Origin of the sequence: Paenibacillus sp. FSL R5-0623 (assembly GCF_037974265.1) — a bacterium.
GTDB lineage: Bacteria > Bacillota > Bacilli > Paenibacillales > Paenibacillaceae > Paenibacillus.
This window is the reverse complement of record NZ_CP150233.1, coordinates 1,195,243-1,221,773: the sequence shown is the minus strand read 5'-3', so window position 1 is coordinate 1,221,773 and position 26,531 is coordinate 1,195,243. Positions and strand designations below refer to the sequence as shown.

At 48.3% G+C, this 26,531-nt stretch carries 24 protein-coding genes; 7 read left to right on the top strand and 17 right to left on the bottom strand.

Going from position 1 to position 26,531, the window contains the following annotated elements:
- Positions 1–15 precede the first annotated feature (15 nt).
- The 11 genes from MKY92_RS05475 to MKY92_RS05425 all read right to left on the bottom strand — a co-directional run bounded on the left by MKY92_RS05475 (position 16) and on the right by MKY92_RS05425 (position 11,946).
- Positions 16–627 carry an ATP-binding cassette domain-containing protein gene (locus tag MKY92_RS05475; protein WP_339299568.1) on the bottom strand — a complete coding sequence of 204 codons (612 nt, stop codon included), beginning with the start codon at positions 625–627 and terminating at the stop codon, positions 16–18.
- Entirely contained in the window at positions 617–1,573 is a 957-nt protein-coding gene (locus MKY92_RS05470; protein ID WP_339299567.1) for an ABC transporter ATP-binding protein, read from the bottom strand. Before MKY92_RS05470 ends, MKY92_RS05475 begins: the two co-directional genes overlap by 11 nt.
- A 2-nt stretch (positions 1,574–1,575) precedes the next feature.
- A complete protein-coding gene (locus tag MKY92_RS05465; RefSeq protein ID WP_339299566.1) occupies positions 1,576–2,583 on the bottom strand; it encodes an ABC transporter permease in 1,008 nt (335 codons plus the stop codon).
- Complete coding sequence (locus tag MKY92_RS05460; protein ID WP_339299565.1) at positions 2,580–3,575, bottom strand: ABC transporter permease; 996 nt, start codon at positions 3,573–3,575, stop codon at positions 2,580–2,582. The genes MKY92_RS05465 and MKY92_RS05460 overlap by 4 nt, the downstream gene beginning before the upstream one ends.
- A gap of 48 nt (positions 3,576–3,623) precedes the next feature.
- On the bottom strand, positions 3,624–5,288 hold the full coding sequence (locus tag MKY92_RS05455) for an ABC transporter substrate-binding protein (protein WP_339299564.1): 1,665 nt from the start codon (positions 5,286–5,288) through the stop codon (positions 3,624–3,626).
- Positions 5,289–5,572: 284 nt separating this feature from the next.
- On the bottom strand, positions 5,573–6,106 hold the full coding sequence (nikR, locus tag MKY92_RS05450) for a nickel-responsive transcriptional regulator NikR (protein WP_339299563.1): 534 nt from the start codon (positions 6,104–6,106) through the stop codon (positions 5,573–5,575).
- A gap of 52 nt (positions 6,107–6,158) precedes the next feature.
- Positions 6,159–7,193: an alpha/beta hydrolase gene (locus tag MKY92_RS05445; RefSeq protein ID WP_339299561.1), complete on the bottom strand. Its 1,035-nt coding sequence runs from the start codon at positions 7,191–7,193 to the stop codon at positions 6,159–6,161.
- Between the two features lie 71 nt (positions 7,194–7,264).
- Positions 7,265–8,146, bottom strand: a complete 882-nt coding sequence (locus MKY92_RS05440) for a hypothetical protein (protein ID WP_339299560.1) — start codon at positions 8,144–8,146, stop codon at positions 7,265–7,267.
- A gap of 513 nt (positions 8,147–8,659) precedes the next feature.
- Positions 8,660–10,687 carry a hypothetical protein gene (locus tag MKY92_RS05435; protein WP_339299558.1) on the bottom strand — a complete coding sequence of 676 codons (2,028 nt, stop codon included), beginning with the start codon at positions 10,685–10,687 and terminating at the stop codon, positions 8,660–8,662.
- Positions 10,662–11,564, bottom strand: coding sequence for an ABC transporter ATP-binding protein (locus tag MKY92_RS05430; RefSeq protein ID WP_036606401.1), 903 nt, complete (start codon positions 11,562–11,564; stop codon positions 10,662–10,664). Before MKY92_RS05430 ends, MKY92_RS05435 begins: the two co-directional genes overlap by 26 nt.
- Positions 11,557–11,946, bottom strand: a complete 390-nt coding sequence (locus tag MKY92_RS05425; protein WP_339299557.1) for a GntR family transcriptional regulator — start codon at positions 11,944–11,946, stop codon at positions 11,557–11,559. The genes MKY92_RS05430 and MKY92_RS05425 overlap by 8 nt, the downstream gene beginning before the upstream one ends.
- Before the next feature lie 1,201 nt (positions 11,947–13,147).
- Here MKY92_RS05425 and MKY92_RS05420 point away from each other — a divergent pair.
- Together MKY92_RS05420 and MKY92_RS05415 are read left to right on the top strand one after the other, a co-directional pair.
- Positions 13,148–14,053, top strand: a complete 906-nt coding sequence (locus tag MKY92_RS05420) for a futalosine hydrolase (protein ID WP_339299556.1) — start codon at positions 13,148–13,150, stop codon at positions 14,051–14,053.
- The gene (locus tag MKY92_RS05415) at positions 14,050–14,892 is read left to right on the top strand and encodes a 1,4-dihydroxy-6-naphthoate synthase (protein WP_339299555.1); all 843 of its coding nucleotides are present in this window, start codon (positions 14,050–14,052) and stop codon (positions 14,890–14,892) included. Before MKY92_RS05420 ends, MKY92_RS05415 begins: the two co-directional genes overlap by 4 nt.
- A gap of 862 nt (positions 14,893–15,754) precedes the next feature.
- Here MKY92_RS05415 and MKY92_RS05410 read toward each other — a convergent pair.
- Together MKY92_RS05410 and MKY92_RS05405 are read right to left on the bottom strand one after the other, a co-directional pair.
- Positions 15,755–16,378, bottom strand: a complete 624-nt coding sequence (locus tag MKY92_RS05410; RefSeq protein ID WP_339299553.1) for a pyroglutamyl-peptidase I — start codon at positions 16,376–16,378, stop codon at positions 15,755–15,757.
- Positions 16,379–16,398: 20 nt separating this feature from the next.
- Positions 16,399–17,400: a Gfo/Idh/MocA family oxidoreductase gene (locus MKY92_RS05405; protein WP_339299551.1), complete on the bottom strand. Its 1,002-nt coding sequence runs from the start codon at positions 17,398–17,400 to the stop codon at positions 16,399–16,401.
- A 530-nt stretch (positions 17,401–17,930) separates the two neighbouring features.
- Between MKY92_RS05405 and MKY92_RS05400 the strand changes: the two genes are divergently transcribed.
- From MKY92_RS05400 to MKY92_RS05385, 4 genes are all read left to right on the top strand, one after another.
- Entirely contained in the window at positions 17,931–19,661 is a 1,731-nt protein-coding gene (locus tag MKY92_RS05400) for an AraC family transcriptional regulator (RefSeq protein WP_339299550.1), read from the top strand.
- Between the two features lie 99 nt (positions 19,662–19,760).
- Positions 19,761–20,834 (top strand): iron ABC transporter permease, encoded by a 1,074-nt coding sequence (locus MKY92_RS05395; RefSeq protein WP_339299548.1) that lies wholly within the window; start codon positions 19,761–19,763, stop codon positions 20,832–20,834.
- Positions 20,835–20,836: 2 nt separating this feature from the next.
- Complete coding sequence (locus MKY92_RS05390) at positions 20,837–21,853, top strand: iron ABC transporter permease (RefSeq protein ID WP_339299546.1); 1,017 nt, start codon at positions 20,837–20,839, stop codon at positions 21,851–21,853.
- A 60-nt stretch (positions 21,854–21,913) separates the two neighbouring features.
- The gene (locus MKY92_RS05385) at positions 21,914–22,861 is read left to right on the top strand and encodes an iron-hydroxamate ABC transporter substrate-binding protein (RefSeq protein WP_339299544.1); all 948 of its coding nucleotides are present in this window, start codon (positions 21,914–21,916) and stop codon (positions 22,859–22,861) included.
- A gap of 133 nt (positions 22,862–22,994) precedes the next feature.
- Here MKY92_RS05385 and MKY92_RS05380 read toward each other — a convergent pair whose 3' ends face one another.
- The 4 genes from MKY92_RS05380 to MKY92_RS05365 all read right to left on the bottom strand — a co-directional run bounded on the left by MKY92_RS05380 (position 22,995) and on the right by MKY92_RS05365 (position 25,892).
- Positions 22,995–23,417, bottom strand: a complete 423-nt coding sequence (locus MKY92_RS05380) for a macro domain-containing protein (protein WP_339299542.1) — start codon at positions 23,415–23,417, stop codon at positions 22,995–22,997.
- Positions 23,418–23,472: 55 nt separating this feature from the next.
- Positions 23,473–24,384: a TIGR02452 family protein gene (locus MKY92_RS05375; protein ID WP_339299541.1), complete on the bottom strand. Its 912-nt coding sequence runs from the start codon at positions 24,382–24,384 to the stop codon at positions 23,473–23,475.
- On the bottom strand, positions 24,377–24,862 hold the full coding sequence (locus MKY92_RS05370) for an NADAR family protein (protein WP_339299540.1): 486 nt from the start codon (positions 24,860–24,862) through the stop codon (positions 24,377–24,379). Before MKY92_RS05370 ends, MKY92_RS05375 begins: the two co-directional genes overlap by 8 nt.
- Positions 24,863–24,953: 91 nt before the next feature.
- Positions 24,954–25,892, bottom strand: a complete 939-nt coding sequence (locus MKY92_RS05365; protein ID WP_339299539.1) for an NUDIX domain-containing protein — start codon at positions 25,890–25,892, stop codon at positions 24,954–24,956.
- Between the two features lie 193 nt (positions 25,893–26,085).
- On the opposite strand from MKY92_RS05365, the gene MKY92_RS05360 reads away from it, so the two are divergent.
- Positions 26,086–26,520 carry a MarR family transcriptional regulator gene (locus MKY92_RS05360; RefSeq protein WP_339299538.1) on the top strand — a complete coding sequence of 145 codons (435 nt, stop codon included), beginning with the start codon at positions 26,086–26,088 and terminating at the stop codon, positions 26,518–26,520.
- Positions 26,521–26,531 lie beyond the last annotated feature (11 nt).

The following is a 26,531-nucleotide window of genomic DNA, read 5'->3' as shown; positions in this document are numbered from 1 at the left end:
CGAACATATTTAAAATTACAGTGACAACGACATCGGCATCGGTGTAATTCTGTCGCACACCCTGTTCAGCAAATCCCGATCATGGCTTATGATCAATAGCCCCAAATTACGCTGGCGAGCCACCCCCATCACGGTATGCCAGATCTGTGCCTGAGTGATCGCATCCAGCATCGTTGTCATCTCATCTGCGATCACGTAACGTGTCGCTGTGCCGAGCGCCCGCGCCACACAGAAACGCTGCAGTTCTCCACCGGATAATTCACTCGGCCTGCGATCCAGCCAGGTTTGCTGAATCCCCAATGCTTCAAGCAACTGTTCATCCTGCACAGACGCCTCCTGAAGTACACGACGCATCCGCCAGCGTGGATTCACAGCCTTCTCCGGGTGCTGAAACACCAGCTGAACCGGACATACGCCTGTACGTGGGAGTGGTTCGCCCTCCAGTAACACTTGTCCTGCCACGGGTTCGGCATATCCTGCAAGGATGCGACCAAGACTTGTTTTCCCACAGCCACTCGGTCCCCACAAGCCAACGACTTCGCCTTGTTGCACCTGCATATTCATCTGCTGAAACACCCATGATTTCTGATCGTAACGGTAACTTACATTCTGTGCTTCAAGTGGCATGGAGACACCTCACTTCTCCGCCCCGTACCTTACGAAGCTCTGGACGTTCGCGGGTACATACAGCGGTTGCTGCATTACATCGGGGAGCAAATGAGCAGCCTGTGGTGATCTCTTGACCTGCCAACGACTGGGAGCCTGGGAGTGGCTGAAATCTGTTCTGCGGCAACGCATTCCAGAGCGCTTTTGTATATGGATGACGCAGACGTTCTCCATTCCCTTTAAAATCATCAACCTGCGCCGTCTCTACATTGGCCCCCGCGTAAAATACAGCGATGCGATCCGCTGCCGTCAGGGCTGTCGTGATATCATGAGTAATCCACAGAATTCCTACGCCTTCATTCGCAAGCTCGCGAAATTGCCTCATCGTCTCGGCCAGCACTTCGGGATGGATTCCTGGTGTCGGCTCATCTGCAATGATCAGCTTGGGCTGACCGGAGGTCGCTGTAGCCATCAACACCCGCCTTGCCATACCTCCGGACAACTCAAACGGGTATTTCCCGGCTGTTCCTTGAGGAAGATGATAACGCTCCATTAGCTCCCGCTCCGTCTTTTTCATATGAGATCGAGTTATGAAGCCTCGTTTCTGTCCGGAATCTCGGGTTACCGGCTGAACTTGCCTTCCCACCTTCATCAGCGGGTCCAAATAACTGACGGATTGTGGAATCAACATCAGTTCATCACCACGCAGATGAAGCTGCCGCTCTGGAGTCAAAGGCTCGCCACTATAGCTAATACGCCCCTCCAACCTGGCATTGGCGGGCAGAATGCCCATGATGGCCTGTGCCAGCACACTTTTACCCGATCCACTCGCGCCTACAACAGCCACGATCTCGCCCTCGTTTATGGAAAGATCCAGATTCTGAATGACATACGTCTGTTCATGCCCAAACCAACCACGAGCGCGCCGAAATGACACGGACACTCCCTCAATATCAAGAAGAGCCATATTTACCTCACCTCCCTTGAACTACCCTTACCCGTTAATGTCTTCAGACTATTGCCCAATACATCAAACGCACGAACAACCAGTAACAATGCCAGTCCCGGGAAAAAGGCGAGCCACCACATGCCAGCAGATAAATATCTCATCGACTCTGACAAAATAATTCCGATGGCCGGTTGTTGCGGGGACAATCCCAGCCCCAGAAACGTAATGGCTGCCTCATGCAGAATCGCATGGGGAAAGATTAGCAGTACGCCCACGAACAGTTGTGGAACCAGATGTGGCAGCATATGCTGCACCGCAATCTGTAACCGTGTTTGACCCAACTTGTATGAAATCTGAATATATTCTGCGGATTTCAGTTGAATCATCTCCGCTCGTACAATCCGGGCAAGATTCGGCCAGTGCGTCAGCGCAATCGCTGCCGCCACTCCTGCCAAACCTCCACCGAATACAAAGGCCAGCATAACTAGCGATACCAGATGAGGTACACTCAAGAACAGGTCGATAATCCATGAGATTACCCGGTCAGCAGCCTTGCTTGAAGCGGCAGCCAAACCCAATAGCATTGCGATCAATCCGCCACCACATGCAGCAAGCAATCCCACTTGAATGCTGGTTGCCAATCCTTTTAACGTACGCATGAACATATCTCTTCCGAGCCAATCTGTACCAAATGGATGCGCCCAGGTTGGAGCCAAATTCCGATCCATCAATGAAGTCAGCGTAGAACCAGCCGGAAGCAGCCTGCCCGTCAACCACACAACAGCAATCCAGATCACCGCGAGGCTTCCCCAGATCACCGCTCTTTGGCGAGGATTTCGGAAACGTTGATTGCTGACACCCATGTACCTTCTTCTCTTTTGGCGTGTTGTTCCTGCTCCTGTTCCTGTCTCAGCTTGTAGAGACCCTGTATTAATGTTGTACCGTACCTCTTGATTCGCAGTTTTCACTTTCTGTGCTTCGGCTGTTTCTGCCGTCTGCTCGGAGGAGCGTTCTACCGTCTGCTTCATGACATCAGCTCCTCCTTCATCCGTGGATCAATCAAGCGATACAGTATGTCGGCAACCATATTACCTGTGAAAACAAAAATCGCACTGCACATCACAAGTCCAAGCAGCAGTGGAACATCTCCACGCAACCCCGCCTGAACCGTTGCCTGACCAAGGCCGGGGTATGAAAATACCTGTTCTGCAAGTACAGCCCCACCAAACAGTTCACTGAACGAAGCAAACTGCAGCGTGATGGCTGGCAAAACAACATGTCTGAACCCATGTCGACGGAACAGCTGAAACCCACGCTCACCTCGCGCTCTGGCAAACAGAATATAATCCGACTCCAGCACATCCATGAGCTTCTGGCGTGTATGCAAAGCAATGGAAGCTACCCCGGTCAAACTGAGGGTCAACGCTGGCAGAATCATATGAATAACCCGATCTCCCCAGGTCACCTGATCAGCCGACATCCCTGCGGGTACCCCAAGGCCAACTGGAAGCCATCCGAGCCACACCCCAAATACCATCAGCAGCAACAGCGCAATCCAGAATACCGGCGTGGAGGCCAGCGTATAACAATACCAACAGATCAAGCGATCCAGCTTCGAATTCCGTCTCATGGCAGCAACTACACCAAGAGTGAAACCAATGATGCCAGATAATATCCAAGCTACAGCCATAAGTGCGACAGAATTCATGAATCGTTCCTGGATAATATCCGCTACAGGTTGTCTGTAGATCATCGAAGTTCCCAGATCTCCCTGAATCAGCGCCTGTCCCCAAGTGAGCAATCGTTCTGTAGAGGATTCATTCAATCCCCACCGTTCTTCGATTAAACTGCGCTGTTCGGCGCTTACCCGGATCATGTCTCCACCAATGTAGGCTTCGATCGGGTCCACAGGAGAGAATTGCATTAATATAAAAGACAACACACTGACTCCAACCAATAAAGATAAGAGTCGCAACATTTTAAAACCAACAAATCTGGCCCATCCATTCCTGCCCGTCATCCAATCTCTCCCCAATTCAGGCTAAAGCTACTGCTACTGCTAGGTTTCCTATTTCTTGTTCGTGCTGTTATCCCAGGACCATTCCTCCAGATTGGATGTCACCGGCCAGCCGTGACCATGGGGATGGATCTGCTGCTCACCAATGTTCAGTCCATTCGTAACCAGATACAGATGATCTATGTTCACGAGCCACGCCCATGGCGCATCACCCTGATAACTGAAACCTGTTGTTCCATCCCATTCTGCTTTCTGCCAGAACGGTAATGCCTCTTCTTCACTGGTGGCCTTAAGGGCCTTCTCCATCCATGAATCCACGACAGGATTACTGTACAGTCCCACATTGTAATATCCTTCTCCCTTGTGAGTACTGCTATAGAGGTTATACGTCTCCAGTGGATCATGACTGCCCCAACCAAATAATACAGCGTTGGAGTAAGCCATCTTTTTCGTCTCTTCACGGCTTTTGCCTTCAACATTGATTTTAATTCCAGCCTGGGCAACCATATCTGCAGCAGCCAGTGCCAGAGATTGTCTTGTTAAATCACCTGCAAAATAAAGCAGATTGAATTCGGCCTTAACACCGTTTTTCTCAACGATACCATCACCATCCGTATCCACCCAGCCACCAGACGTTAGAATGCGCTTTGCTTCTTCGAGATTGGCATCCGTAAATACAGCTTCCTCATTGCTCCAAGGCAGATCATCACTGACGGAATACGCTGGACGACCATACCCTTCCAATACACCCTCAACCAAAGTCTTACGATCAATCACAACATTCACCGCTTGGCGAATGGCCAGATCGGATGTCACATCATTTCCTGCGGGAAGACCATCGCCCGACTTGGCACCAGCAGGTTGCATGGGGAACATGATGCCCCGGTTATCTACGGTTTTCACGGCTTCTAATGTCATGCCATTCACCTCTTGCTTGCTAAACGCTGCCGGGATAGCAGCAATATCCACCGTACCTGCCTGCGCAGCAGCGTAGGCTGCATCTTCATCCAGATAGAGGAAGGTGAGTTTGTGGAATGCAGACTTGTTACCGTAATATTCTTCATTGGCCTCCACGATGGCCTGTTGTCCTTTGTCCCACTGTACCAGCTTGTACGGTCCTGATCCGACCGGGTGTTCTGCATAATCGGCACCATAGGCGTGTTCAGGTACAATGCCAAGTGTCGTTAGCAGACTGATGAATGTAGACTGCGGCGACTTCAATGTGAATATAACTGTGCTATCGTCGGGTGCCTGCACATCAGCCATATTCGTCAAATCAATCACAGACCCACTCTGGGCAGCCGTATCAAACGTAAATTTTACATCCTCAGCCGTTAGAGGCTCCCCATCCGAAAATTTAACGTCTTCCCTAAGCGTAACTGTCCAGGTCAGCCCATCTTCACTAACTGAATATGCCGTAGCCAGATCGTTAACCAGTTGTAGCTTGGCATTCCTCTTCAGCAAGGTACTTTGGAAAAGTGGCGACCCATATTGCCCCCATCCGGTTGTCGGATCAAACCCACCTTCCGGCTCGGTGCCAACGGCTAGCACCAATTCGTCTTTGGTTAAGGCTATACCTGATCGTCCATCCTCTACTGATGAAGCTGTTGGCGCTGTGCCCTGTGCACAACCTGATAAACCAATGGAACATACAAGCAAGATGCCTAATCCTGTTCTAACTTTTCGTTTTCCCCATCTCCATGAAAATCTGCCCATTCTGGTCGTTCCCCCTCTAAAGTTGTGCTGCAATCACTTTTTCGTGTTACTTTTTAGAAAAATTGTAGCACAAAACATAAATTATATGTCAACAAAGTTAACTTCATAATCCATATTTTTTCAAATTCCAGAATTAATAATTAAAAAATTATATAACCGAGCATTTGTAGCGCTCTATAAAGTCAGGTATTATAACAAACAAAAAAAACAGACGTTGGCATTTAACCAATAATCTGTTTTTTTAGATTTGTTATATTTTCATAGAAATTACACTCGTATTTGTCTTACTCCGCAGAGCGATGATGATGGCTGTGACCATGCTGACCCGCACTGTGATTGTGATCCAGGCCTTGATCCGGATTGCCATCCTGACGACTCTGAGCATGAGCCAGTTTGTTGAGTTCATCCACATAAGTCACAGACAGCTCCGCATACAAAACACCTTTTTGTACCTGGATCTGTTGATGCAAATGACGCAATCGTCCCAGGTTACCCCGTACGGCAATTACCTCCAGGCATTGGTCATGGTTCAGGTGCACGTGCATATTGGAAATGATGTCATGATGCGCCTCATGTTGCAGCTCCATCAAACGAATGGGAAGATCACTGATATGGTGATCATAGACCATCACAATGGTGCCTGCCACATCCTGGTCGGATTGTAATGCAGAAGGTTGAAGTAATGTTTTACGAACAAGATCACGGAAAGCCTCAGATCGGTTTTTGTATCCCTGTTCCTCAATATACTGGTCAAACTGCTCAATCAAAGGTGTAGGAAACGCCACCCCGAACCGGGTCAAATCTTCTTTATCTGCCATACTTCTCCTCCTGCGCCCTCATTTGCTTCGAGTGTACCACAGACTTGTCTGCTCATCGACTATACTGTTGCATGAATCGTACTGCCGAATGTATCGCCTGTTGTCCAGCGTCACTCTCCAGATCAAATTGATAATCATGTCCCAGCTTCTCTGACGAGTTCGAGAAAAACAAGGTTTCCACCTCAACATCAAGGCGCTTAAATACTTGTGCCAGCTCAATCGATTGACTGGTCAACGGGTCATCATTGCCTGAGGTAATAAATGCAGGCGGGTACTCTGCTGTGGCCTGAAGCACGGTCGACATTTCATGCAGTCGTGGATAGTCTTCGAATGTTTTGACTCCCGTATATGACCACAGAAATGTCCGTATGAGTGGAAAGCCTGTATTGGCTACCGTGCTTAGATTGTATGGACCACAGAATAGCAGAACCCCACGCAACTCTTCCGGCTGGGCGGCTGGTGTTATGTTCATCAGCTTGGCGAGAGATGGATTGGTCACCACTGCCGCAGTCTGACTTGCAATCTGGGCACCTGCCGAATTGCCTGCGAGAAATATGTTTTCCGGGTCACCCTTATACTCACTGACATGGTTCTTCACGTAAGTCAAAGCCTGATTCGTCTGGATCACGGGAATGGGATATTTCGTATCCGGCGCGAGCGCATAATTCATACTGACCACAACGTAACCCTGTTTGGCTAATTGTACGGCATAATCTGCGATATCCTTTTTGTCACCCAAGACCCATCCACCACCATGAACCCACAACACGACAGGCAAAGGTTCCGATGTTACGGAAGGATAATAGATATCCAGCGTACTGTCATTACGCCCTTCGTCTGCATAGGGTACATCCGCAACACGAGTTATCCCATCCAAGAGCATAGTGTCCTTGCTATTTGTGTCTGTATTAGTAGTTTCAATTAATGATTTTAATAAAAACACCGTTATTTTGGGTGTCCATTGTGTACCAATCCCAATAAAAGCTATGATCAAAATTAGTACAACGCTGGGAATCCAGTAACGTTTACGTTTAAAACCTTTTGCCCCCGTACGTTTCGTTTCCAACTTGGACTGCAATAGTTTCACCTCGTTCCATCATCATCGAAGCGTCTTTACATCTAAAGTTGTGTACGTTGCGGAGAGGACCGGGTTTCCTCTTATTTGGGTCTCTTGGCGATTTCCTGTCTGACTTTCACATACGTAGTGGATACGTTTTGCTCCAGTGTGTGGATATGTTGTTTTGTGCCTGCCCACTTCTCTGCTGCAGACGCCAAGGTGTTCAATGAGCTGAGTACACGTGACGTTTGGCTTTGTTTTGTACTCTGTTTGAACTGTTGTAGAGCTTTGGAATATCGTTCTTTTGCCAGACTCGCCTGTTTTTTAGCCGTTTGAATCTGTTTCTTCGCGGAGTCGGCCCCCGCTAGCATAGCTCGTAAACGTTTTATTTCAGCGCTCTTCCGTTTACGTGCTTCAGCAAGTTCCTTTTTCTTGATCCGGATGTCTTCTCTGGCAAGCTTCACAACGGGTTTCAACGTCTCTGCCTGTGTGCGGATCGTTGCACTCCATTCCTTATTTTTGATGGCTTTGGCTGCATCCAACTGTCGATTGACTGAACTATAGAGGGCGAATAGCGGTTCATATCGGGCCTGTGTTTGCTTTACCTTTTCAGCTAGAGCTGCGACCTTCGCATCATCGGTTTGTCTTATTTCTGCACGTAATCGCTCCAATTCCGCGGTATTAGAGGCATGAAGTGTCTTTATCTTTTGTTCCCAAACCTGCTCTTGAGCCTTCCAGTTCCCCACTTTATCGTACGCTTGCTTCAACGTTAACTTGGTTTGTGCGTCGGCTTTGTTCAAAACGGAATCCCATGCTTTTTGCGCTGTTACGCCAAGATCTATATCCGCTGCCTCGACTGAAGAAGCAAAATAGATCGTGCCTGCACTGAACAGAATCACAAGTCCTATAAGCAGGCGTGATCCGAAAATAAGATGAGTCATCGATGGCAATTGACGATGCCGTACGTTACTTTGTTCCATCATGTGACTATGGCTACCTGCTATTGGAGAAGGGAATAGAATGTCACTCGTCTCCATTAAAGCTATTTCTTCTGTAGATATATCTTCGATATGCTGTCGCCCCTTCTTTTCTTTCAATAAACCGTGATGTTCTATGAAGTTATGAGAGCTTGATCGTTCCAATAGGGAACAACAACATACCATGGCCTCCTGTTCACATATCGTTTCCTTCCACGTTTCTGTTTGCATGCATCTCTACACCCTTTCTTCTAAAATATTTAGCAGAATAGCTAACGAAATCAGCGAACGACAAAAAAGCACCCGCAAGTCAGGCAATTGCCTACTCTTACGGGTGCTTCCCTCATAAGCCGTTCCATATGAGATTCGATCGAACGAGTCGCTCGAACCTTTCCTTTTTCTAATATATTCCATTCGCTGAATCAGGTCAAGTCGTACTGGTCTCACTGTACTAATATCAAACCTTTGATCAACGGGAGAACCCTTCCCACTTATAGTTAACAACTGATACAGCCCAGCTTATTGATTGACCAAAATAGCTTTCATTTCCTCGGTCAGATCCTCTTCTTTCAGCATCATATAGATGTTCTCGCCACGAGTTACATTCAACTTGATCTGATAGATGGTATCTTTCTCTGTTAGATAACCAGACCGTTGACGTTTGAGCAAATCACTAATGATTTCTTTGTTTTTAGTCGCTATCTGTTTGTTACCACTTAGATTTCCATCGATATATTCTGGCTGCGGAGTCGCCCACTGAAGCGAACCTGGACTGTTAATCTCCTGCTTCGCAAACTGTGCGGAGACAATCTCGTCTGCCTGGACAAGCAACTGGTCGTATAATTTGTTCTCCTTCAGCCAAACCAATACCCGATCATAGCTAGGTTTGATCTCAAAGTTCCACATCTCCTTCGGTTGAAATGGCTCTTTGGAAGACGAATCCTGATTCATCTCCGCGTAGGCAAACGACTGCCACGGGGAGCGCTGTTCTTCATAGGTCTGATCCAAAATGTCCTGTTTCAACAATGCTTTGAACTCACGGACTTGCTCCGGATTGCTAATATAAACCTTCCGGTATGAACTTATGGCAGAGCGAATGCCGAAACTTAACGCATCTTCATCCAGCTTATACGTTTCAAAGGCGACTCTTTTGTAATCCTGGGATTGTTTTAGAGCCATTAATTCCTGATGGAATTCGGCTTCTGGAATGTAGTATTTCCGTTTCATCACTTTGCCGTTATCCAGCTTGTAGTTAATTAATATAGACTCATCATTACGCATACCTGTATTAATCGGATCATCCAGTAAAGGAAGATCGGAATCCACAATTTTTTGATGAAGAGCGATAACTGCCTCCACGTATTCCGGATCATTAGAATAGAGGTGAGTATCGTCCTTTTTCTGCCTGACACCGTTACTGTACGTATAACTCTCCCCACCAAGCTTGATGCTGTTCACCTTGCTCATTTCAGGCACTCGTGCGGCGTATCCATTCCAGTCGGCAATAGGTACGTACAGTATCAGACCAGCGATGATACCATATAGAATCAGCTTGGGTAGCAGCCTGCTGCTCCAGATCAGCCATGTTTTGCGAATAATCATCTCGGCAACGATATAACCTACAATTCCGCCGAGGATATATCCGAAGATTCCCCATCCAGCTGATCCTCTTGGAGCAATCATTGTAAAGTAACCTCCGCCAATCAGAACTAATGTAAACATCAATCCAAAGCGGAATATAGGTTTTATAAGCTTAAACGTAACTGCTTGAGTAGCAGATTCAACCTGTCTCTTCGCATAAAGTACATAGGTTAGAGGAATAAACAGGATTGCAAATATCGCATAGATAATTAACTCCTGACGGATTACAGGGAGGTTACTGATCGAACCCACACGCAGGACAAGTGAGAGTTTCTCCGCATTAAAGCCCACTTCTTCAAAAGCATATCCGAGCAAATAATGCTGGAAATGAAGTGACATAATGAACCACACGACAACAGGTAACAAGACGAGCGCGTACACGGTGAGTCCCTGCAATACAGATTGACCAATACACATGCCGACCGCCACAGTTAGCATGAACATAAACAGCGAGTAGATACTCATGCTCAAGCCCCACATCCAGATTGTACTGCCATCGAACAGAAACGCAGGTTGATCCAGTACCGCCCATACCCAGCCGGTAATTGCAGTTGTAATCCAGATTGGAAGCAGGATCATGGCAAATCCGGTCAACAGATTCACCGTTAACAGATGTTTACGACGTAACGGCAAACTATGGAAAAGATCCGAAGGTGCACCGGATTGAACATAGCGGAAAAGAAAGATACCCGCAGCTACCGGCAGTGTGATAGCGAACAAAATCTGCACTTCACCATTGGCCTGAAACAAACTTGTAATCTGTTGTGGCACGTCCCTGTACTCGGTAGCGATATATAACGGAAGTGAGAACAACAATGTGATGAGATATAAGATGCCTATCCATCCATGCTGTCTGAAATTTTGGATCAGGATGCCCCGGTTACAGAACAATCGGTTGAATATCATACCCTGCGTCCTCCATTTCATAGATAAAGATTTCTTCGAGCGTCAAAGGCAGTACATCCAGCAGATACGGATCATGTATACGGAATTGATCCGTTACCTGTTGTCGGTTGCCTTTGACAATGTACAGGGACACACTTCCCCGTTTCTCTTCATGCAAAATATCAATCTGCTCATCCATGGCTTTGGCATGGTCCGGGTGGCGGAAAGCGACCTGGATTTTATGCGTATCGGCCTTCAGATCATCGAGATCCTTCTCTACAATAATTCGGCCTTTGTGCATAATCGCCACATGGTCACACAGATCTTCGATCTCACGTAAATTGTGAGACGAAATAACAATGGTTACTTGACGCTCAGCTGCTTCCTGGAACAGCAAGTTTTTGATCTGCTGGCGCATGACCGGGTCAAGGCCGTCAATCGGCTCATCCATCAGCAGCACTTCAGGCATACAGCTAAGTCCCAGCCATACGGCTGCCTGACGGCGCATGCCTTTGGACATGCGATGTAACTTGCGTTTCACATCCAGTTTGAACACGGTAGCCAGTTGTTTGAACCGTTCCTCATTCCAGCGCGGATATACCGAACGATAAAATGCAGCCATCTGAGTTATTGAAGATTGCGGGAAAAAGTAGGGCGAATCTGCCATAAAAATGGTGCGGCCTTTGAGATCCATATTTTCATAAATCTCATTATCTTCGATACGAACAGTCCCGCTGTCCTGACGGTAAATGCCAGCCATCATTTTGAGCAACGATGTCTTGCCTGCCCCGTTGGAACCGAGCAAACCATAGATCGACCCCTTATGTATGTGCATCGTTACGCCATCCACTGCCTTTTCCTGTTCAAACGCTTTGACGACTTGATTCAGCTCAATCATGAGGCTCCTCCTTCTCTATACGGGCCATCGCTTCCTCAAACAAAAGCGTCATATCCGCTTTGCTCAAACCGGAATACGAAGCTTCTGCAATCAACTTCACCAGAGACTCTCTGATCTCATCTCTCATGGCTTCATTCGGATGTTCCACTGACGATGATACGAAGCTCCCTTTTCCCTGCAAAGAATAAATGTAACCTTCACGTTCAAGCTCACGATACGCTTTCTGAATCGTATTTGGATTCACGGTCAGCTGCGTGGATAACGCACGAACGGAAGGAAGCTGCTCGTCGGGCTTTAGAATACCGTATACGATCATTTCTTTGACTTTGTCCACTAGTTGCTCGTAGATCGCCTTACGGCTGCGTACATCTAATTCGAACATCCCGCACCTCCTTTCTGTAAATGTGTGAAATAACCTATGGGTCTTAAATGACTTTATCTGAGGTGTATGTGTAGTTATCTGGGTGTAAAAAGGCATTACCTAAGTTCTACAGCTGTACGTATTCAACCCTTAGGTGTATTAACTGTACTACTATTATTAATACAGTTAAATCAGATTGTCAACCGTTGACTTTGACTTCTTGTTTTATTGGGAGTACGTTAATAAAGAAAGGTTATATGGTTTAAATGACATATATAATTTAGGAAAGCAGTTCATTCTGTCTTACGTTGGGGCTCGATCAGGGTAGCGTTCACATGAAGTGAAGCACAACCGCTATCTGAAGCGATGTGGCTACTCGAAGTGATACGGCTACCCAAAATCTTAGCTTGACCGCTTTTGACAGAATTACATGCAAAGGTTGTTCAGGTCTTTCTCCTTCCGTTATGATGGAGATGGAATATTGTTCGATAATCACTGTATCTTTGTTACTTTTTTGTACGCGTTTAATTTGATTGGTTGTTCGGTCTGTTATGTGTTAGATGCGTTGTGTTGCGTTATAGACCTATTGTCTGCACAAACGGTAGGCCGTAAAGTGGGCAGCTATATCAGAGTTAGCAAAACTGTGTATTTGCTTTAAATTCGGGTTTGCACAAATGAGCTATTATGTAGTGGTAGAGTGTAGACTGGACCCGTTATTCGTTTGGTTTGTTGGTCTAACATCCGAAGGTCGATATATGATTAGCGTTGATTGGATTGGGGCAGTCTTCAGCCTTTTTAATCGTTTATCTGTTCGTTTGGAGTGCCAACTCGTGATGTCCGCACTAAGCATACATATTGTAGATATGTCTTTCAAAGGGTGGACATGGACATGAGAAAGTACTCCAGAATTGATATTCTATATATAGATCATTTTTTTTCTTTTATATCTAAAAAAATCTATATGTAGTGTTTCATTTTCCTGAATGGATATAGTATCTTTTTAGAAAAAGTGTCCACTCTTTGAAAGACAAAATTAAGATAAATGTCCTTTTGTAGTGGACAAATATATGCCCGAATTCGATTTATATAAGTTGAACTATAGATTTACACAGAAATACACAAGCCAGTAATAACTCAAAGAAGTGTAGCTAAAAGCTTGTTGTAAGAAAGATGCTATGGAGGCATATGCTACGCCTCTAATACCTCATAAGGAGAATCCGAGATGAATGAACATAGACAGGATGAAGATCAGAATAATAAATCAAACGCATCATTCGAAAATAGTGGACACCACGGGGATTCAACTGGGGAAATAAACACTTCAGATATAAGTCCGGTTCAAACAAATTCATCACAACGTGTGTTAATTGTAACTGCGGTTGATGCGGAAAAAGATGCAGTCCTCCGTGGTTTGGGAGATACGGCCGCGGAACGATTTGACGTCATCGCTGCGGGCGTTGGCCCAGCCTCGGCCGCAGCAGGAACAGCCGCTACATTGGCATATGCCGTAGCGGCTGCAAGCACGAGGGCGTTGGCGCAGGGTTCCACTGCGCCGAGCCCATCCGATGTGGCACAGGCATCTGCCACATCTTCAAGGCCGGGGCCCCTTGCCGGGACCGGTAGATCACCAGCCTACATGCTGGTGATCAGTGCCGGCATCGGCGGCGGTTTCCCCGGCCGAGCAGACGTCGGCTCCCTCGTGGTAGCCGACGCCATGGTTGCCGCCGATCTGGGCTCGCAGACGCCAGACGGCTTCCTTCGTGTGGACGAGCTCGGATTCGGCTCGTCCATTGTGGCGGCGGACGCGGAGCTTGCCGCTCGCCTGCGCCATGAGCTGCAGCGGGCTGGGCTCGCTGTCAGCGGAGGCACTGCGGTCACCGTGTCCACGGCGACCGGAACAGCGGAGACGGCCGCGGAGCTATTACGCCGCGTGCCGGATGCCGCCGCCGAAGGCATGGAAGGCTTCGGCGTGGCAACAGCTGCCCAGCAGTTCGGCGTGCCAGCACTCGAACTGCGGGCCATATCCAACGCGGTCGGTCCACGCGACCGCGACGCTTGGCGCATCAAGGATGCCCTCGATGCGCTTCAGACTGCAAGTTCCATTTTACGGGAGGTTATTACATCATGAAAATTGCATTTTCCCCTTGTCCAAATGATACATTTATCTTTCACGCGTGGGTGCACGGGTTGATCCCAGGCGCACCTGAGCTGGATGTCCGTTATGCTGATATTGATATTACCAATGGTCTGGCGGCAAATCCCGATGGACCCGACACACCTGAAGTGATGAAAATATCTTATGCAGCACTGCCATACGTGTTATCTGACTATGCTCTGCTTCCTGCTGGAGGCGCACTCGGCAGAGGATGTGGTCCGCTGGTTCTGACCGCAAATGGCACGACCGAACCAGCCTATCTGTCTGGACGACGGGTTGCTGTGCCAAGTGAACGCTCGACAGCATATCTATTATTCCGTCTGTGGGCAGCGCAAAATGTTCCGGGCGGTGTAGGCGAGATTGTTGTCATGCCATTCGACCAAATCATGCCTGCTGTGCGAGACGGCAAGATCGATGCCGGACTTGTCATCCATGAAGCACGCTTCACGTACCAGAACTATGATCTCAAACTAATGACGGATCTCGGAAACTGGTGGGAAAGCGACACAGGCCTTCCGATTCCGCTTGGAGCGATTATCGCACGTCGGAACATGGATGCTCATGCCCTCGCCGGATGGGCACGCGCGTCGGTTGAATATGCATGGGCGCACCCGGATGAGTCGAGAGCATACGTTATGGAACATGCTCAAGAAATGGACCCTCACGTAGCTGCACAGCATATCGGACTGTATGTTAACGAATTCAGCGCCAACCTGGGTGATGATGGTTACGGCGCAATCACTGCACTGCTTGGCCGCGCCATGAAAGAAGGACTCGTTCCTGAGTTCGACCTTGATCTGTTGCGAATCTAACATCTATATCTGTACGCTCTATATCTAAAGAACCCAGCGCACCTTATTTAGCCGAATAACGTGGTATGAGAATTCTAAAGAATCTCAGACACCGTATTCGGCTAAAATTCGTTCATATCACCGACAAACTCGCTTCATTCCACACAATACCCCTTCTTCGGTTCGTTAGAAATTGGTATGTGCGGATTTTCGGCAAATAACGTGTGCTCGATTCGTTAGATTACTACGTAGTGATTCGGGGCTAGAAACCTCTTAGCTAGCCAGGGTGATTGCGGTATCCTTGAGTTTTGTTTTTTTTAGAGCTTGGTTACTTAGGATCAGTATAGGTCGTATTCAGGAGGGTCACGAATCGGAGTCCGACTTTTAAACTCCCCTTACCGATTTTGCTAATCCCTACTTTCCAGCAAAAGTTGTATAAGCCTTACCGGGTTTCGGGTTTCGGGTTTGTTGTTTGCGGTTTGTTGTTTGCGGTTTGCGGTTTTAGAGTCTAATTTTTAACTTGGCAAAAAACTTTCATCAAGATAACTGATGCAAACTAGTAACCTCACTAACCATGTTGGACTACACTACACATGACACACGAAATAGAAAGAGCTGTTCCCTAACGTCAGACTTATGACGGTGGGACAGCTCTTTCTTCACTCTATATTCAACTTCATATTTATAGTCATATCTATCACGCTACTCAACCCAAGATCGAAGCGGAAAGAAACCCATGCAACTCCGCGCTCTCCACGTCATCTTGAACCCTACTGTACTCCATCATCCCAACCCACTGCTCTCCCTCTCACAACTGCGGTCTACGAATCTAACCCTCGCCTACGTTCTCCTGCAACCGCAGCCGAACGATCGCAACCATCCCCTACGAATCAGCCACAACCGTGCGGATCATGATCCGCAGCGCATCCAGCATCATGGGAATAGGCAGAGACGGAACGGAAGGCTGCAACACAGCCATCTCTGTTGAAGCGGGAAAGTGTACAAAGCCGGCACGGATCGGAAGTTGCCCTACTCGAATGTAATCCAGCACCCGGTACATTGTATTGTTGCAGATATATGTACCTGCTGTATTGGACACGGTAGCAGGAATACCTGCTGCGGACATGTCATTCACCATGGCACGTATGGGCAAGGTGGAGAACAATCCATCTGGGCTGCCATCTACAATTGGCTCGTCCACAGGACGTTGTCCCTGGTTATCCGCATAGGATCCAGGCGGAATGTCTTTGACATTCACGGCGATCCGCTCCGGTGTGATGGACGTTCTGCCCTTGGCCAGCCCACAGGCGATGACGACATCTGGCCGATAGGCTTCCATCTCTGCGATCAGCAGGTCTGCACATTCATCAAAGTGCACGGGCAACAGTACTGTTTTTAGCTCAGCACCCTCGATCACTTCGTTTGCAAGAGCTTCCATTAACGCCCCCGTCGGATTCACCGCATCCCCGCCAAAAGGTTCAAACCCGGATATCAGAATCTTCACCATCACACGTCAGCTCCTGTCTGTTACTCCGATTTGTAACGTAATCCCCACTGGCCCCGAATTGTGTCCATCAGCTTCATGATTTCCAGGGATTCGTCCAGTTTAATGGTGTTGCTCTCCGTCCGACCTTCGAGGATACAACGTCCCGCTTCCTCTGCCTCAAAAGCATAACCAATACATGTTCGATCATCGGTGAACTTCTCAGGTTCATCCTGACCATTCACATGCAGATAGGCTTCTTTGCCCGCCAGGAATAAAGGAAGACGAATCTTTCCTTCCGTACCGTATATGACCGCTTCATTGCTAAGGTTCAGACGAATGGCAGCACTCAGTGATGCAGAACGTCCCTCGGAATAAGACAACAACACGGAAAACTGCTCGTCCACACCCGTCTCACCGATATTGGCCGTACTCCAGACATGCTGGGGCTGTTCACCAAAGATCATCGAAGCAAAAGAAATGGGGTACACCCCCGCATCCAACAATGCGCCCCCACCCAGATCCGGATTAAGCAACCTTCCTTCCGGCTCCCAGCCGACACGGAATCCAAAGTCTGCCTGAAGCAAACGTACTTCACCGATTCGTCCTTCTGCTATCCATGCTCTGGCTTGAGCGATCGGTGACAAAAAGCGTGTCCACATCCCTTCCATCAGGAAAAGGTTACGCTCCCGTGCCGTCTCCACCAGTTGCTCCAACTGACGCGCATTCATCGTAAATGGCTTTTCACAGAGCACCGCCTTGCCTGCCTCCAGACAAGCCATTACATTCTCCTTATGCACAGGATGAGGTGTTGCCACATAGATAATATCTACCTCTGGATCTTGCAGCATCTCTTCATAAGAACCGTAAGCGCGTGCAAAACCATATTCAGCTGCAAACTTCTCCGCACTTCCCGCTGTCCGTGAACCTACCGCTGCTTTCACTGCGTTCCCCGCATGCTCCAGATCCCTTGCGAACTGGGATGCAATCCATCCCGTGCCCATAATGCCCCAGCGTACTTTGTCCCGTCCCACTACTTCTGTCATATTTAAAGCCTCCCTACTGCAATTTGAGTTGAAAAGGTTCATGATTCTGATCAGGCCAACATGTTATCCCCTTTATTTTACCAAAAAGAAACGCTTACGTCAGAAAACGATTTCGATTATGTGCTTTCAATAGAATTCAAGCTCATCAGGGCCTCGAACATATCTGTGTACATTTCAATTCTCCAGTAGATTTGCTAAGATTATCAGCAGACTAGGAGCCAAAGGGTCTTGTCCCGTGGCATGGTTGTAACTCGCAATAATCCGGTTAAATTAACCATCATACCTGATTAACAACATCCTATTCCTGTCTTACAGGTATATAAAAATATCGACCATACTGCGAACGGGCCCTGACAGACAAGGCAACCAATTATTATAATCCAGCGTCTCCGAGCTGACGGTAAACTCTTGGTATAGTTATCACAAAGCGCGGTCCAGATTCTGCACATGTGTCCACACGGCTGATCCGGATATATCCCCTGTTCAATCATTACCTAAACTGTTCAAAAGAGAGGAGGTCGCATAGCACCATGACTACCATCCCTGGTAACGCCCACAGCGGCATGAATCCACATACGTTGCACCAGCAGACAAGTCCCAATTCAGAAAAGGAATCCTCCACCCGAGCAGACCTGGATGCATTCTTGAATGATACCCTGATCGAACTTCGTCAGGCAGAATATATTATAACCCGTGGGAACTGGCGCTGGTCCACAACTGAGCTTGCTCATCATACCTTCATATATATGCACAAATTCACGGGCACACTGATCATGAATGGGACCGAATCCCACGTGGCTCGCAAATCAGCTTGTCTGTGTATACCCGGCACTTCAATTGAACTGATCGGAGATAAAGACCATGATATTGAACTATATATCATTCATTTCGATCTGTATCGGGCTACGGAGAAGACAAAGGCCAGACGAATCTACGAACGTGAGCTCAGCTCACCTGTTACAGGCTGGATTCAGGGCCCATTTTACGGTATACAACGCATTGTCGCACAGCTTACACAACTGACCAACGAAGGTTTGGAAACAGGTCTGAAGGCACAGCTCTTCCTGACGGAACTGTTACATATGCTCTGGCCTCAAGAAGACCAGACTGACGTGGGGGCTGGGCAGGATGAACCCGAACAGTGGCTCAGGTCCACCCTGCAATACATGCGCGAAAACTATATGAACGAGATCAAGCTGGAAAAGCTGGCTGAACTGGCTGACATGCACCCGTCCTATTACTCGCAGCTATTCAAGAGCCGCATGCAGAAAAATCCGATTGAGTACATCACTCATCTGCGTATGAACCGGGCAAAGGAATTGCTGCTCACTTCAGATCTGCGTATCCGTGATGTGGCTCGTGAAGTGGGTTACCGTGACGAATTTTATTTCAGCCGACGTTTCCGGAACCATGCTGGATATGCTCCCACTTCCTATGCGAAGCAGGTCCACCGGAATATCGTGTCGCTCTCCTATCCATACACGGACCACCTGATGACACTTGGTATCACGCCATGCGCAGCTCAGATCCAAGGCCATCTTCCTCATTTGCCCAAATCGCTGACGCTGCCCTTCCACGCCTATGAGCCGTGGGAACAGGGACGTCAGGCCTTCCTGGATCTGAATCCTGAATTGATTCTGACCAAGGACAATGCAGCTGCCAAAGCGATGGAGCATATTGGCGATGTCGCTCCCATCATTACGATTCCCTGGAACCAGACTGACGTCTTTGGTCATCTGCATCAGATTGCATCCATTGTGGATCGTACCCAAGCAGCCACAGATTGGCTGGATCGACATGAACGCAAGGCAGAGCGTGCACGCAAAAAAATCAAGGAATTCGTCGGGGACATCACCGTTGCTGTTGGCACGTTAACGCCTAAAGGTCCACGGATGTACAGCCATCGGAACTTTGGACATGTCTTTTATCGAACCTTGCAATTGGCCGCTCCTCAGCGCATTCAGACCGAACTGGCTGGCAAATCTCCCGGCGTTGGATTCAACTGGCTGCCCTTCACACCAGGAGAATGGGACGGACTGGAGGCAGATGTGCTGGTACTGGCGATTAATTCTATGCATGAAAAGGCAACACTGTTGAAAGAGATGGCTTCGAATCCACTGTGGAACAGCCATCCTGCGGTAAAAAACGGACGTGTACATCTCATCGACTGGAGCTCATGGGTTGTATATGCTCCATATTCCATCAACATCCAGCTCGATGAAGCGCTCTCTATGTTGACGAACAAACCTTCACTTTTGTAATCTAAAAAATGTCCATCTCCAAAATCTTAATTTATGCCATGTACGGGCCTGAATTAAGATTTTATAATGATCACTAATTGATAATGATAATCAATAACAATGAAATATGTTGTTGGTACCAAAGGAGTGACCCGTATTCAACATCCGGGACTGCCACATCGTCCGTCTAATTCAAGAAAATCTGCAGTGACCGTTGGGCTGACGTTTTTGTCTGCCATAGCCATACTGCTGCTAAGTATGTTTGTCGCAATCTCTTTAGGTGCCAAAGGACTAACACTGGAAACCGTATGGGCTGCCATATTTCAGTACAACCCAGCTTTGACACCACATCAGATTATTCATGAGCTGCGGCTGCCTCGTGTCCTTGCCGCGGTGATCATCGGCGCTGCCTTTGCGGTTGCAGGAGCTTTAATGCAAGGCATTACGCGTAATCCGCTGGCAGACACAGGCATTCTGGGCATTAATGCTGGGGCCACTTTTGTCGTAGCATTGAGCTTTGCCTTTTGGCCCGGACTGCCATACGGCTGGATCATGTTTCTATCATTCATGGGGGCTGTTCTGGGCACACTGCTTATCTTCCTGCTTGGAATGGCAGCACCTGGTGGTCTGAATTCCATTAGACTGACCGTTGCCGGAGCCGTTATTGCAGCCATGTTAACCTCGCTCAGCACAGGCGTTGCCATTTATTTTGACCTGAGTCAGGATCTGGCCTTCTGGTATGCGGGAGGTTTTGGTGGAATAGAATGGCGGCATCTCAAGCTGATTCTTCCCGTGCTGCTCGCCACACTAATACTGATTATGCCACTTGCCCGGCGTGTATCACTTATGTCACTCGGTGAAGAAGTGGCGATTAATCTCGGGATCAACCTGCGCTGGACGAGATTAATCGCCCTTGCAGCGGTTGTTGTGCTGGCTGGTGTGTCCGTGTCGGCAGTAGGCTCGATTGGATTTGTCGGACTGGTCATCCCTCATATCTCCCGCAAACTGGTGGGTGTGGATTATCGGCTCATCATTCCGATGTCTTCTCTGCTTGGAGCGATATTACTGGTGCTCGCCGATCTGGGCTCACGCATCGTGAACCCGCCCGAGGAACTAGCGGTAGGCATTATGGTCGCTTTTGTCGGTGTACCGTTCTTCCTCTATCTGGCCCGTAAAGAAAGGAGGGCCTTGTAGCGATGAATTTCAATACACCTTCACGAGGTAAACGTTCGATCATCGTCAGTATCACGCTGCTCTGCATCGCCATTGCCGTTATTGTGATCAGCCTGAACACGGGAACCATTCGTCTCTCCCCAGTGGCTGTGTTACAGACTTTGCTTGGTAATGGCAGTTCGGATGATCAGATTGTACTGTTTGATTACCGACTGCCTCGCATCCTGGTAACTGTACTGGCTGGAGCGGGACTTGGTATTGCCGGAGCAGCCTTGCAAGGGATCACCCGCAATCCACTGGCGGACCCGGGGATTCTGGGATTACATGCAGGGGCAGCATTTGGACTAATGGTATTTGTTAGTCTCTCCTTTACGATGGATGGTTCTGTGGCCTTGCTGATTCCATTGTTTGCTTTTGCAGGCAGTGTGGCGGCCGCCCTGATCATCATGCTGTTATCTTATGATCGGCACAACGGCGTATCGCCAATTAAGCTGATTCTGGTTGGAATCGCGGTAGCGGCCGGGTTCCATGCGTTGACACTCTACCTATCCCTGCGTCTGGATGAAGACACCTATTCCTTTGCCGCTCGCTGGCTGGCAGGAAGCGTCTGGGGCCGGGATTGGATTCATGTGCAAGCGTTGCTTCCTTGGATCGTGTTATGTATCTCGTACATCTGGAGTCGATCCAAAACGCTCGATGCCTTCAATCTTGGAGATGCTGCCGCAACCAGTATCGGGACACCTGTCCGATCCCAGCGTATTATTTTGCTGCTCTGTGCCGTGGCCTTGTCTGCCGTTAGTGTATCAATGGCTGGTGGGATCGGCTTTATCGGTCTGGCGGCGCCACATCTGGCGCGCAGACTTGTTGGTCCGATGCATCGGCATCTGATTCCAGCCGCCGGACTCATCGGTATGGTTATTCTGGTGACCGCCGATACAATCGGGCGAACGATCTTTCAGCCTAATGCCATTCCGGCAGGCGTGGTGGTTGCTGCGATTGGTGCACCTTACTTTTTGTACCTGTTAGTACGAAGCAAGTGATCTTTTTTTCAAAAAACAATAAAGACATCCAAGAGATGTTCAAGGAGAATGTGACTACCCATGTTAAAGAAAAATCTTATGCTTGTCCTGAGTATCTGTCTGGTGCTTGTACTCGCTGCCTGTGGAACGGCCAAGACTTCACCATCTGCTTCTGGTGGTTCGTCCACGGATACTTCAACCAAGAATCAGGACAACAGTGCAAATTCGGGAGAGCAACGCATTGCCTCCATGTCGATCCATCTGACCAATGATCTGCTGTCTCTTGGCATTACTCCGGTTGGTTCCGTTATCGGTGGCGAAGCCAAAGGTTTCCTGTCCCATGTTGCTGATCAACTTCAAAATACAACACCACTTGGTCCGGTTAAAGACCCGGATATGGAAGCTTTGCTTGCCCTGAAACCGGATGTGATCTATCTGGACGAAGAATTTTCCGGTGGTGATATTGCCAAATTCGAAAAAATTGCTCCGGTTCATGTCTTCAATCTGGATGACGGTACATGGCGCGACCATCTGAAAGAGATTGGCAAACTCGTAAATCGTGAGAAGGAAGCCGAGCAATACATTCAGGACTACGCAACCGAAACGGAAGAAGTGAAATCTCTGATTCATGACACGATTGGTGATGGTACTGTGATGGCGATCCGTGTTACTGCCAAAGAATTACGTGTGTTCAGTACACGCCGTCCCATGGGTCCCATTTTGTATGAGGATCTCGGTCTGACTCCTGCCAAAGGGATCACAGATATCGATTCGACTAAACCCTATCAAGTCGTCTCCCGTGAAATATTGCCGGACTATGATGCAGATGCGATCTTTGTAGTTGTGAATTCGGATGATGAAGCCCAGACCATGTTCAAGGAGCTGCAAAACAATCCGATCTGGCAAGGCCTGAAAGCAGTCAAAGCCGGCCACGTCTACCCGATTGGTGCACAGCCTTGGCTGGATTACTCATCGATCGGTAATAAAATGGCCATGGATGAAGCCAAAGAAATGTTCTCCAAAAAATAAACAAAAAACCTCACTTTGAAATCGGAACAGCGTCTGTATGAATCATACGTACACTCTATTCCCCTCAAAGCTGAGGATTTTTTGCTTTGGATCTGCCAGCAAGCTACAGTCCATCCTCTTCCACCAAGTGTGCTCACAGTGTACAGACAATGATCTCAACTTCCGTATCGGCAAAAGTTTCCTGGATAATCGGACTGACCTTCTCCCATTTTAGCCTGTCCAGCCCGCATCCTATTCGGGGCATAGCCAGTTTTGTAATGCCATCCATCACACATACGTCCCGCATGGATTCTACCGCATTAGTCAACGATTGATACGTCGGCTTATTGGAGAACTTTGCCTTGGTGACCAGATTCATCGTCCGTCCTACCGGATAACATCGTCCAATCTCAAGCGGCTCTTGTTTGGCCTGCTCTTGAAGATTTTCCAAACCAAATCGCTCCCGAAACTGTACCGCAATGCCCTTCCCCATTCTTGCATCGGCTGATATACAGTGAGCAAGCCTGTAATCATCCCCCAGCTCAAATAAATCCTGTTCTCTCTCATGAAACTGCATGGCATTCCTCTCCTTTATCACGCACTCTCATTCAATCTAGATCCCTTATTTTTTATTAGGCCTCTGTCAAAAAACGTTGAATTGCCTTTAATGTTCGCTGACCTGCGGATCGATCATATACAGCAAATACAATTCGTTCAAAGGACTCCCTAAATCCCTCTCCCACTAACACATCATGAAAATACTTCGCCACCACTGCCGGTTCATTACGAAATACGCCACAACCATATGCACCGAGAACAATCGTCCGATGACCATTCGTAACAGCCACGTCCAGAATATAACGGATACGTTCCTTCATCACGGACTCAATCTGTAGATCATCAGCTTCTCCACGCTCTTTCACCACACCCGCATTCACCGCTGGCGCAGTAATGAATGATGATACATAATACTGGTCTAGAAGTTGATCTTCATCATCACGGATTACAGGCACACGAGGTGAATAGATCATATGATCGGAATAAAGACCCGATCGCCGCTTGCGATTGTACTCGTACATTTCGTCCATTTGCGCGATGCACGGGTATAATCCTGTCGCTCGGGCCAGACTCTCTTCCTGTGCCTGACTTCCGCCAAGGAAACCGCCGCCAGGATTTTTCGCCGATGCAAAGTTCAAACAGACCACATCTTCTCTTCCTTCAGCTACCGTCAAACGTGAAGCCGCTCCAAGTGTAGTCTCGCCAGTAACTTCAATGCGAACCGATACCGATACAGCTTCAGTTTCAGTTGATGAGGCTATCGAATGAGTTTCTGCGCGAGCTTCTGTACGGAGCTTTCCCCTGAGTGCGGAAAGCTCCGAAGAACGGTATAATACCGAATTACGGATCGCTTGCTGCACATCGGCGCCCATCTCAACCTTGCGATTATATCCATTCACGTATTGTCCTTCTTCCAGAATAGCCAGCGTCTGCTCTGCGATACTGGCCCGCATGGTACGTGGATTGGAGCTATGTTTATCACTCATCTGAATCACTTCCTATATCTTCTCTTAGACGGGTGAGAATCTCACCCAGCCAGTTGGTTCCCCGCCATGTTCTTCTATTGCGAATACGCGGGTCTTCCTCCGCCAGTCCCACGCCCCAGATGCGATCATCCGGACTTGCTTCCACAAGGGTCGTTCCACGGGTGGCACGAAGCGCGGTCAGCAGTTCTTTGTTTTGTGTAAATTTGGCCCAATTACCCTCGTAAACGATGCGCTGGCACTCAGCTTCCCATAAAGTCTGGTCGAAGCCAGTGACCTGTCTGCCCAGCTTTTTTTGTACCGAAGCAGAGCTTGCCTTCAGAATCTTGTCTGCGATGGTCTGATCGCCAAACAGCAGTGCTTTCTGATGCATCATGTATTGCTCCGCACTTGTGTAGTGAACCCCGTCCACGGTAAAATCCGCCGGGTGCCACTGTGAGAACGGAGATGCAGTCCGCCAGAAAAACGTAAACTTTTCCATCCATATCCCCTCTTTACTTGTTTCTCATGTATGCAGCGATCCGGCCAATAGCTTGAATCACTTCGTCCGTGTTCATTGCTAATTATTATGTCTAAGGTGTCTGTCTCTCCGGGTTCAATCTGTACAAGCGGGACGGACGGTGTCCGGCACTGCCTGCATACTCACCCGTCTCAATGACCCAATCGGCGATTTTGCGCCGGAAAGCAGCAGCCAGCAGTTTTTTGCCACTGATGATCTCATGTACTTTCTGAAGTGCAGTCAGCGTAAACGTCTCCGGCATCAGATTAAATGCAATATCCGTGTACTCGATCTTGGATCGCAGACGCTCAAGCGCATAATGAATGATTTTGGCATGATCAAATGCAATCCCCTGAACCTCCTCCAACGTCAAACGATGGCTCCGTACTTTTCCTTCTATCGTTTCTTTTGTCTCAACAATTGCCGACAACTCTTCTGTTCCATTGGTCAAAATCAACTGCAGCCTGCGTTCTGTCACACGTCCACGCTCATGGATATGGCGCTTCTCTTCCAGAAGCCGCTCCTCCACTCGAAACCAATTGGCCTCACTCGCATCATCGCCAGCCTGAAGTTCCAGCTCGCTGCTATCGACCAGCGCCATATAGGAACAGCTGATGACCCGTGTACGCGGATCTCGTTCCACATCTCCCCAGGTGTATAGTTGCTCCAGATAAATATCATCCAGCCCCGTCTCCGTCAACAATTCCCGTCGAGCAGCATCTTCCAATGATTCCTGCATGGAGACAAATCCACCCGGTAACGCCCACTGTCCGAGATAGGGATGGCTGCCTCGACGGATTAGCAGTAACTGGAGTTCGGGTTCCGCGAGCTTGCGATAGTTCTCCTGAACCTCACTGCGGATCGTAAATACCAACATGTCCACGGTGACGGAAGGACGTTCGTAATCACCAGCATGATACGTTTCCAGAAACTGTTCTTCACTGAGATGCACCTGATCCTGATGCTCCCGGTAATCGGGGGCTTTTCCTCCAGAGGAACCTTCGTAAGTCATAATAACCAAACTCCATTCTGTTCTTAACATTATGTTATTAACAATTAGATAATATCAATTTATCACATCATTTTATCTCAGGTCAATATTTCCAGTCCAAAATAAATGATCTGTATTCACTTGACGATATGTCAAATCAAACTTAAGATTTATTTAGTCGACTAACTAAAAGGATACGAACGGAGTAGATGATATGAACCCAGTCCAAAATGATCGGTTAATGGGACAGCTATCCGAACTCGTGAAACTGAAACGCTACAAGGTTCATGAGAAACTTGTGAACCACCCCGAGTTATACCCGGGGCAGCCCCCTTTGCTGTTCCAGCTTGAACGGGAAGATGGCCAATCCCAGAAAAACCTGGCCAAACAACTTCAGCGCAGTCCCGCAACGGTAACTGTCATGCTCAAGCGCATGGAATCATCCGGTTATGTGAGACGCGAAGCAGACCCGAAGGATCTGCGCAGTCTGCGGGTATACCTGACGGATCAGGGGCGCTCTGCGCTACAAGAATTAAGAGAAGTGATTCAGGAGTTGGAACAGCAGGCCCAGAAAGATTTTACACCAGAAGAACTCCGGATCATGTCTGCACTTGCACAGCGTATGCTCCAAAACCTGCGTGAATCCTGAGGTGATGCAGA

What these genes read in the sequence shown, in the direction of transcription:
- MKY92_RS05435 (WP_339299558.1), bottom strand. Translation starts at nt 10,687, where the DNA reads ATGATATTCAACCGATTGTTCTGTAACCGGGGCATCCTGATCCAAAAT.
- MKY92_RS05455 (WP_339299564.1), bottom strand. Translation starts at nt 5,288, where the DNA reads ATGGGCAGATTTTCATGGAGATGGGGAAAACGAAAAGTTAGAACAGGA.
- MKY92_RS05380 (WP_339299542.1), bottom strand. Translation starts at nt 23,417, where the DNA reads ATGCAGTTTCATGAGAGAGAACAGGATTTATTTGAGCTGGGGGATGAT.
- MKY92_RS05470 (WP_339299567.1), bottom strand. Translation starts at nt 1,573, where the DNA reads ATGGCTCTTCTTGATATTGAGGGAGTGTCCGTGTCATTTCGGCGCGCT.
- MKY92_RS05460 (WP_339299565.1), bottom strand. Translation starts at nt 3,575, where the DNA reads ATGACGGGCAGGAATGGATGGGCCAGATTTGTTGGTTTTAAAATGTTG.
- MKY92_RS05420 (WP_339299556.1), top strand. Translation starts at nt 13,148, where the DNA reads ATGAATGAACATAGACAGGATGAAGATCAGAATAATAAATCAAACGCA.
- MKY92_RS05400 (WP_339299550.1), top strand. Translation starts at nt 17,931, where the DNA reads ATGACTACCATCCCTGGTAACGCCCACAGCGGCATGAATCCACATACG.
- MKY92_RS05375 (WP_339299541.1), bottom strand. Translation starts at nt 24,384, where the DNA reads ATGAGTGATAAACATAGCTCCAATCCACGTACCATGCGGGCCAGTATC.
- nikR (WP_339299563.1), bottom strand. Translation starts at nt 6,106, where the DNA reads ATGGCAGATAAAGAAGATTTGACCCGGTTCGGGGTGGCGTTTCCTACA.
- MKY92_RS05390 (WP_339299546.1), top strand. Translation starts at nt 20,837, where the DNA reads ATGAATTTCAATACACCTTCACGAGGTAAACGTTCGATCATCGTCAGT.
- MKY92_RS05425 (WP_339299557.1), bottom strand. Translation starts at nt 11,946, where the DNA reads ATGTTCGAATTAGATGTACGCAGCCGTAAGGCGATCTACGAGCAACTA.
- MKY92_RS05415 (WP_339299555.1), top strand. Translation starts at nt 14,050, where the DNA reads ATGAAAATTGCATTTTCCCCTTGTCCAAATGATACATTTATCTTTCAC.
- MKY92_RS05475 (WP_339299568.1), bottom strand. Translation starts at nt 627, where the DNA reads ATGCCACTTGAAGCACAGAATGTAAGTTACCGTTACGATCAGAAATCA.
- MKY92_RS05370 (WP_339299540.1), bottom strand. Translation starts at nt 24,862, where the DNA reads ATGGAAAAGTTTACGTTTTTCTGGCGGACTGCATCTCCGTTCTCACAG.
- MKY92_RS05360 (WP_339299538.1), top strand. Translation starts at nt 26,086, where the DNA reads ATGAACCCAGTCCAAAATGATCGGTTAATGGGACAGCTATCCGAACTC.
- MKY92_RS05465 (WP_339299566.1), bottom strand. Translation starts at nt 2,583, where the DNA reads ATGAAGCAGACGGTAGAACGCTCCTCCGAGCAGACGGCAGAAACAGCC.
- MKY92_RS05410 (WP_339299553.1), bottom strand. Translation starts at nt 16,378, where the DNA reads ATGGTGAAGATTCTGATATCCGGGTTTGAACCTTTTGGCGGGGATGCG.
- MKY92_RS05430 (WP_036606401.1), bottom strand. Translation starts at nt 11,564, where the DNA reads ATGATTGAGCTGAATCAAGTCGTCAAAGCGTTTGAACAGGAAAAGGCA.
- MKY92_RS05395 (WP_339299548.1), top strand. Translation starts at nt 19,761, where the DNA reads ATGAAATATGTTGTTGGTACCAAAGGAGTGACCCGTATTCAACATCCG.
- MKY92_RS05440 (WP_339299560.1), bottom strand. Translation starts at nt 8,146, where the DNA reads ATGATGGAACAAAGTAACGTACGGCATCGTCAATTGCCATCGATGACT.
- MKY92_RS05385 (WP_339299544.1), top strand. Translation starts at nt 21,914, where the DNA reads ATGTTAAAGAAAAATCTTATGCTTGTCCTGAGTATCTGTCTGGTGCTT.
- MKY92_RS05365 (WP_339299539.1), bottom strand. Translation starts at nt 25,892, where the DNA reads ATGACTTACGAAGGTTCCTCTGGAGGAAAAGCCCCCGATTACCGGGAG.
- MKY92_RS05405 (WP_339299551.1), bottom strand. Translation starts at nt 17,400, where the DNA reads ATGACAGAAGTAGTGGGACGGGACAAAGTACGCTGGGGCATTATGGGC.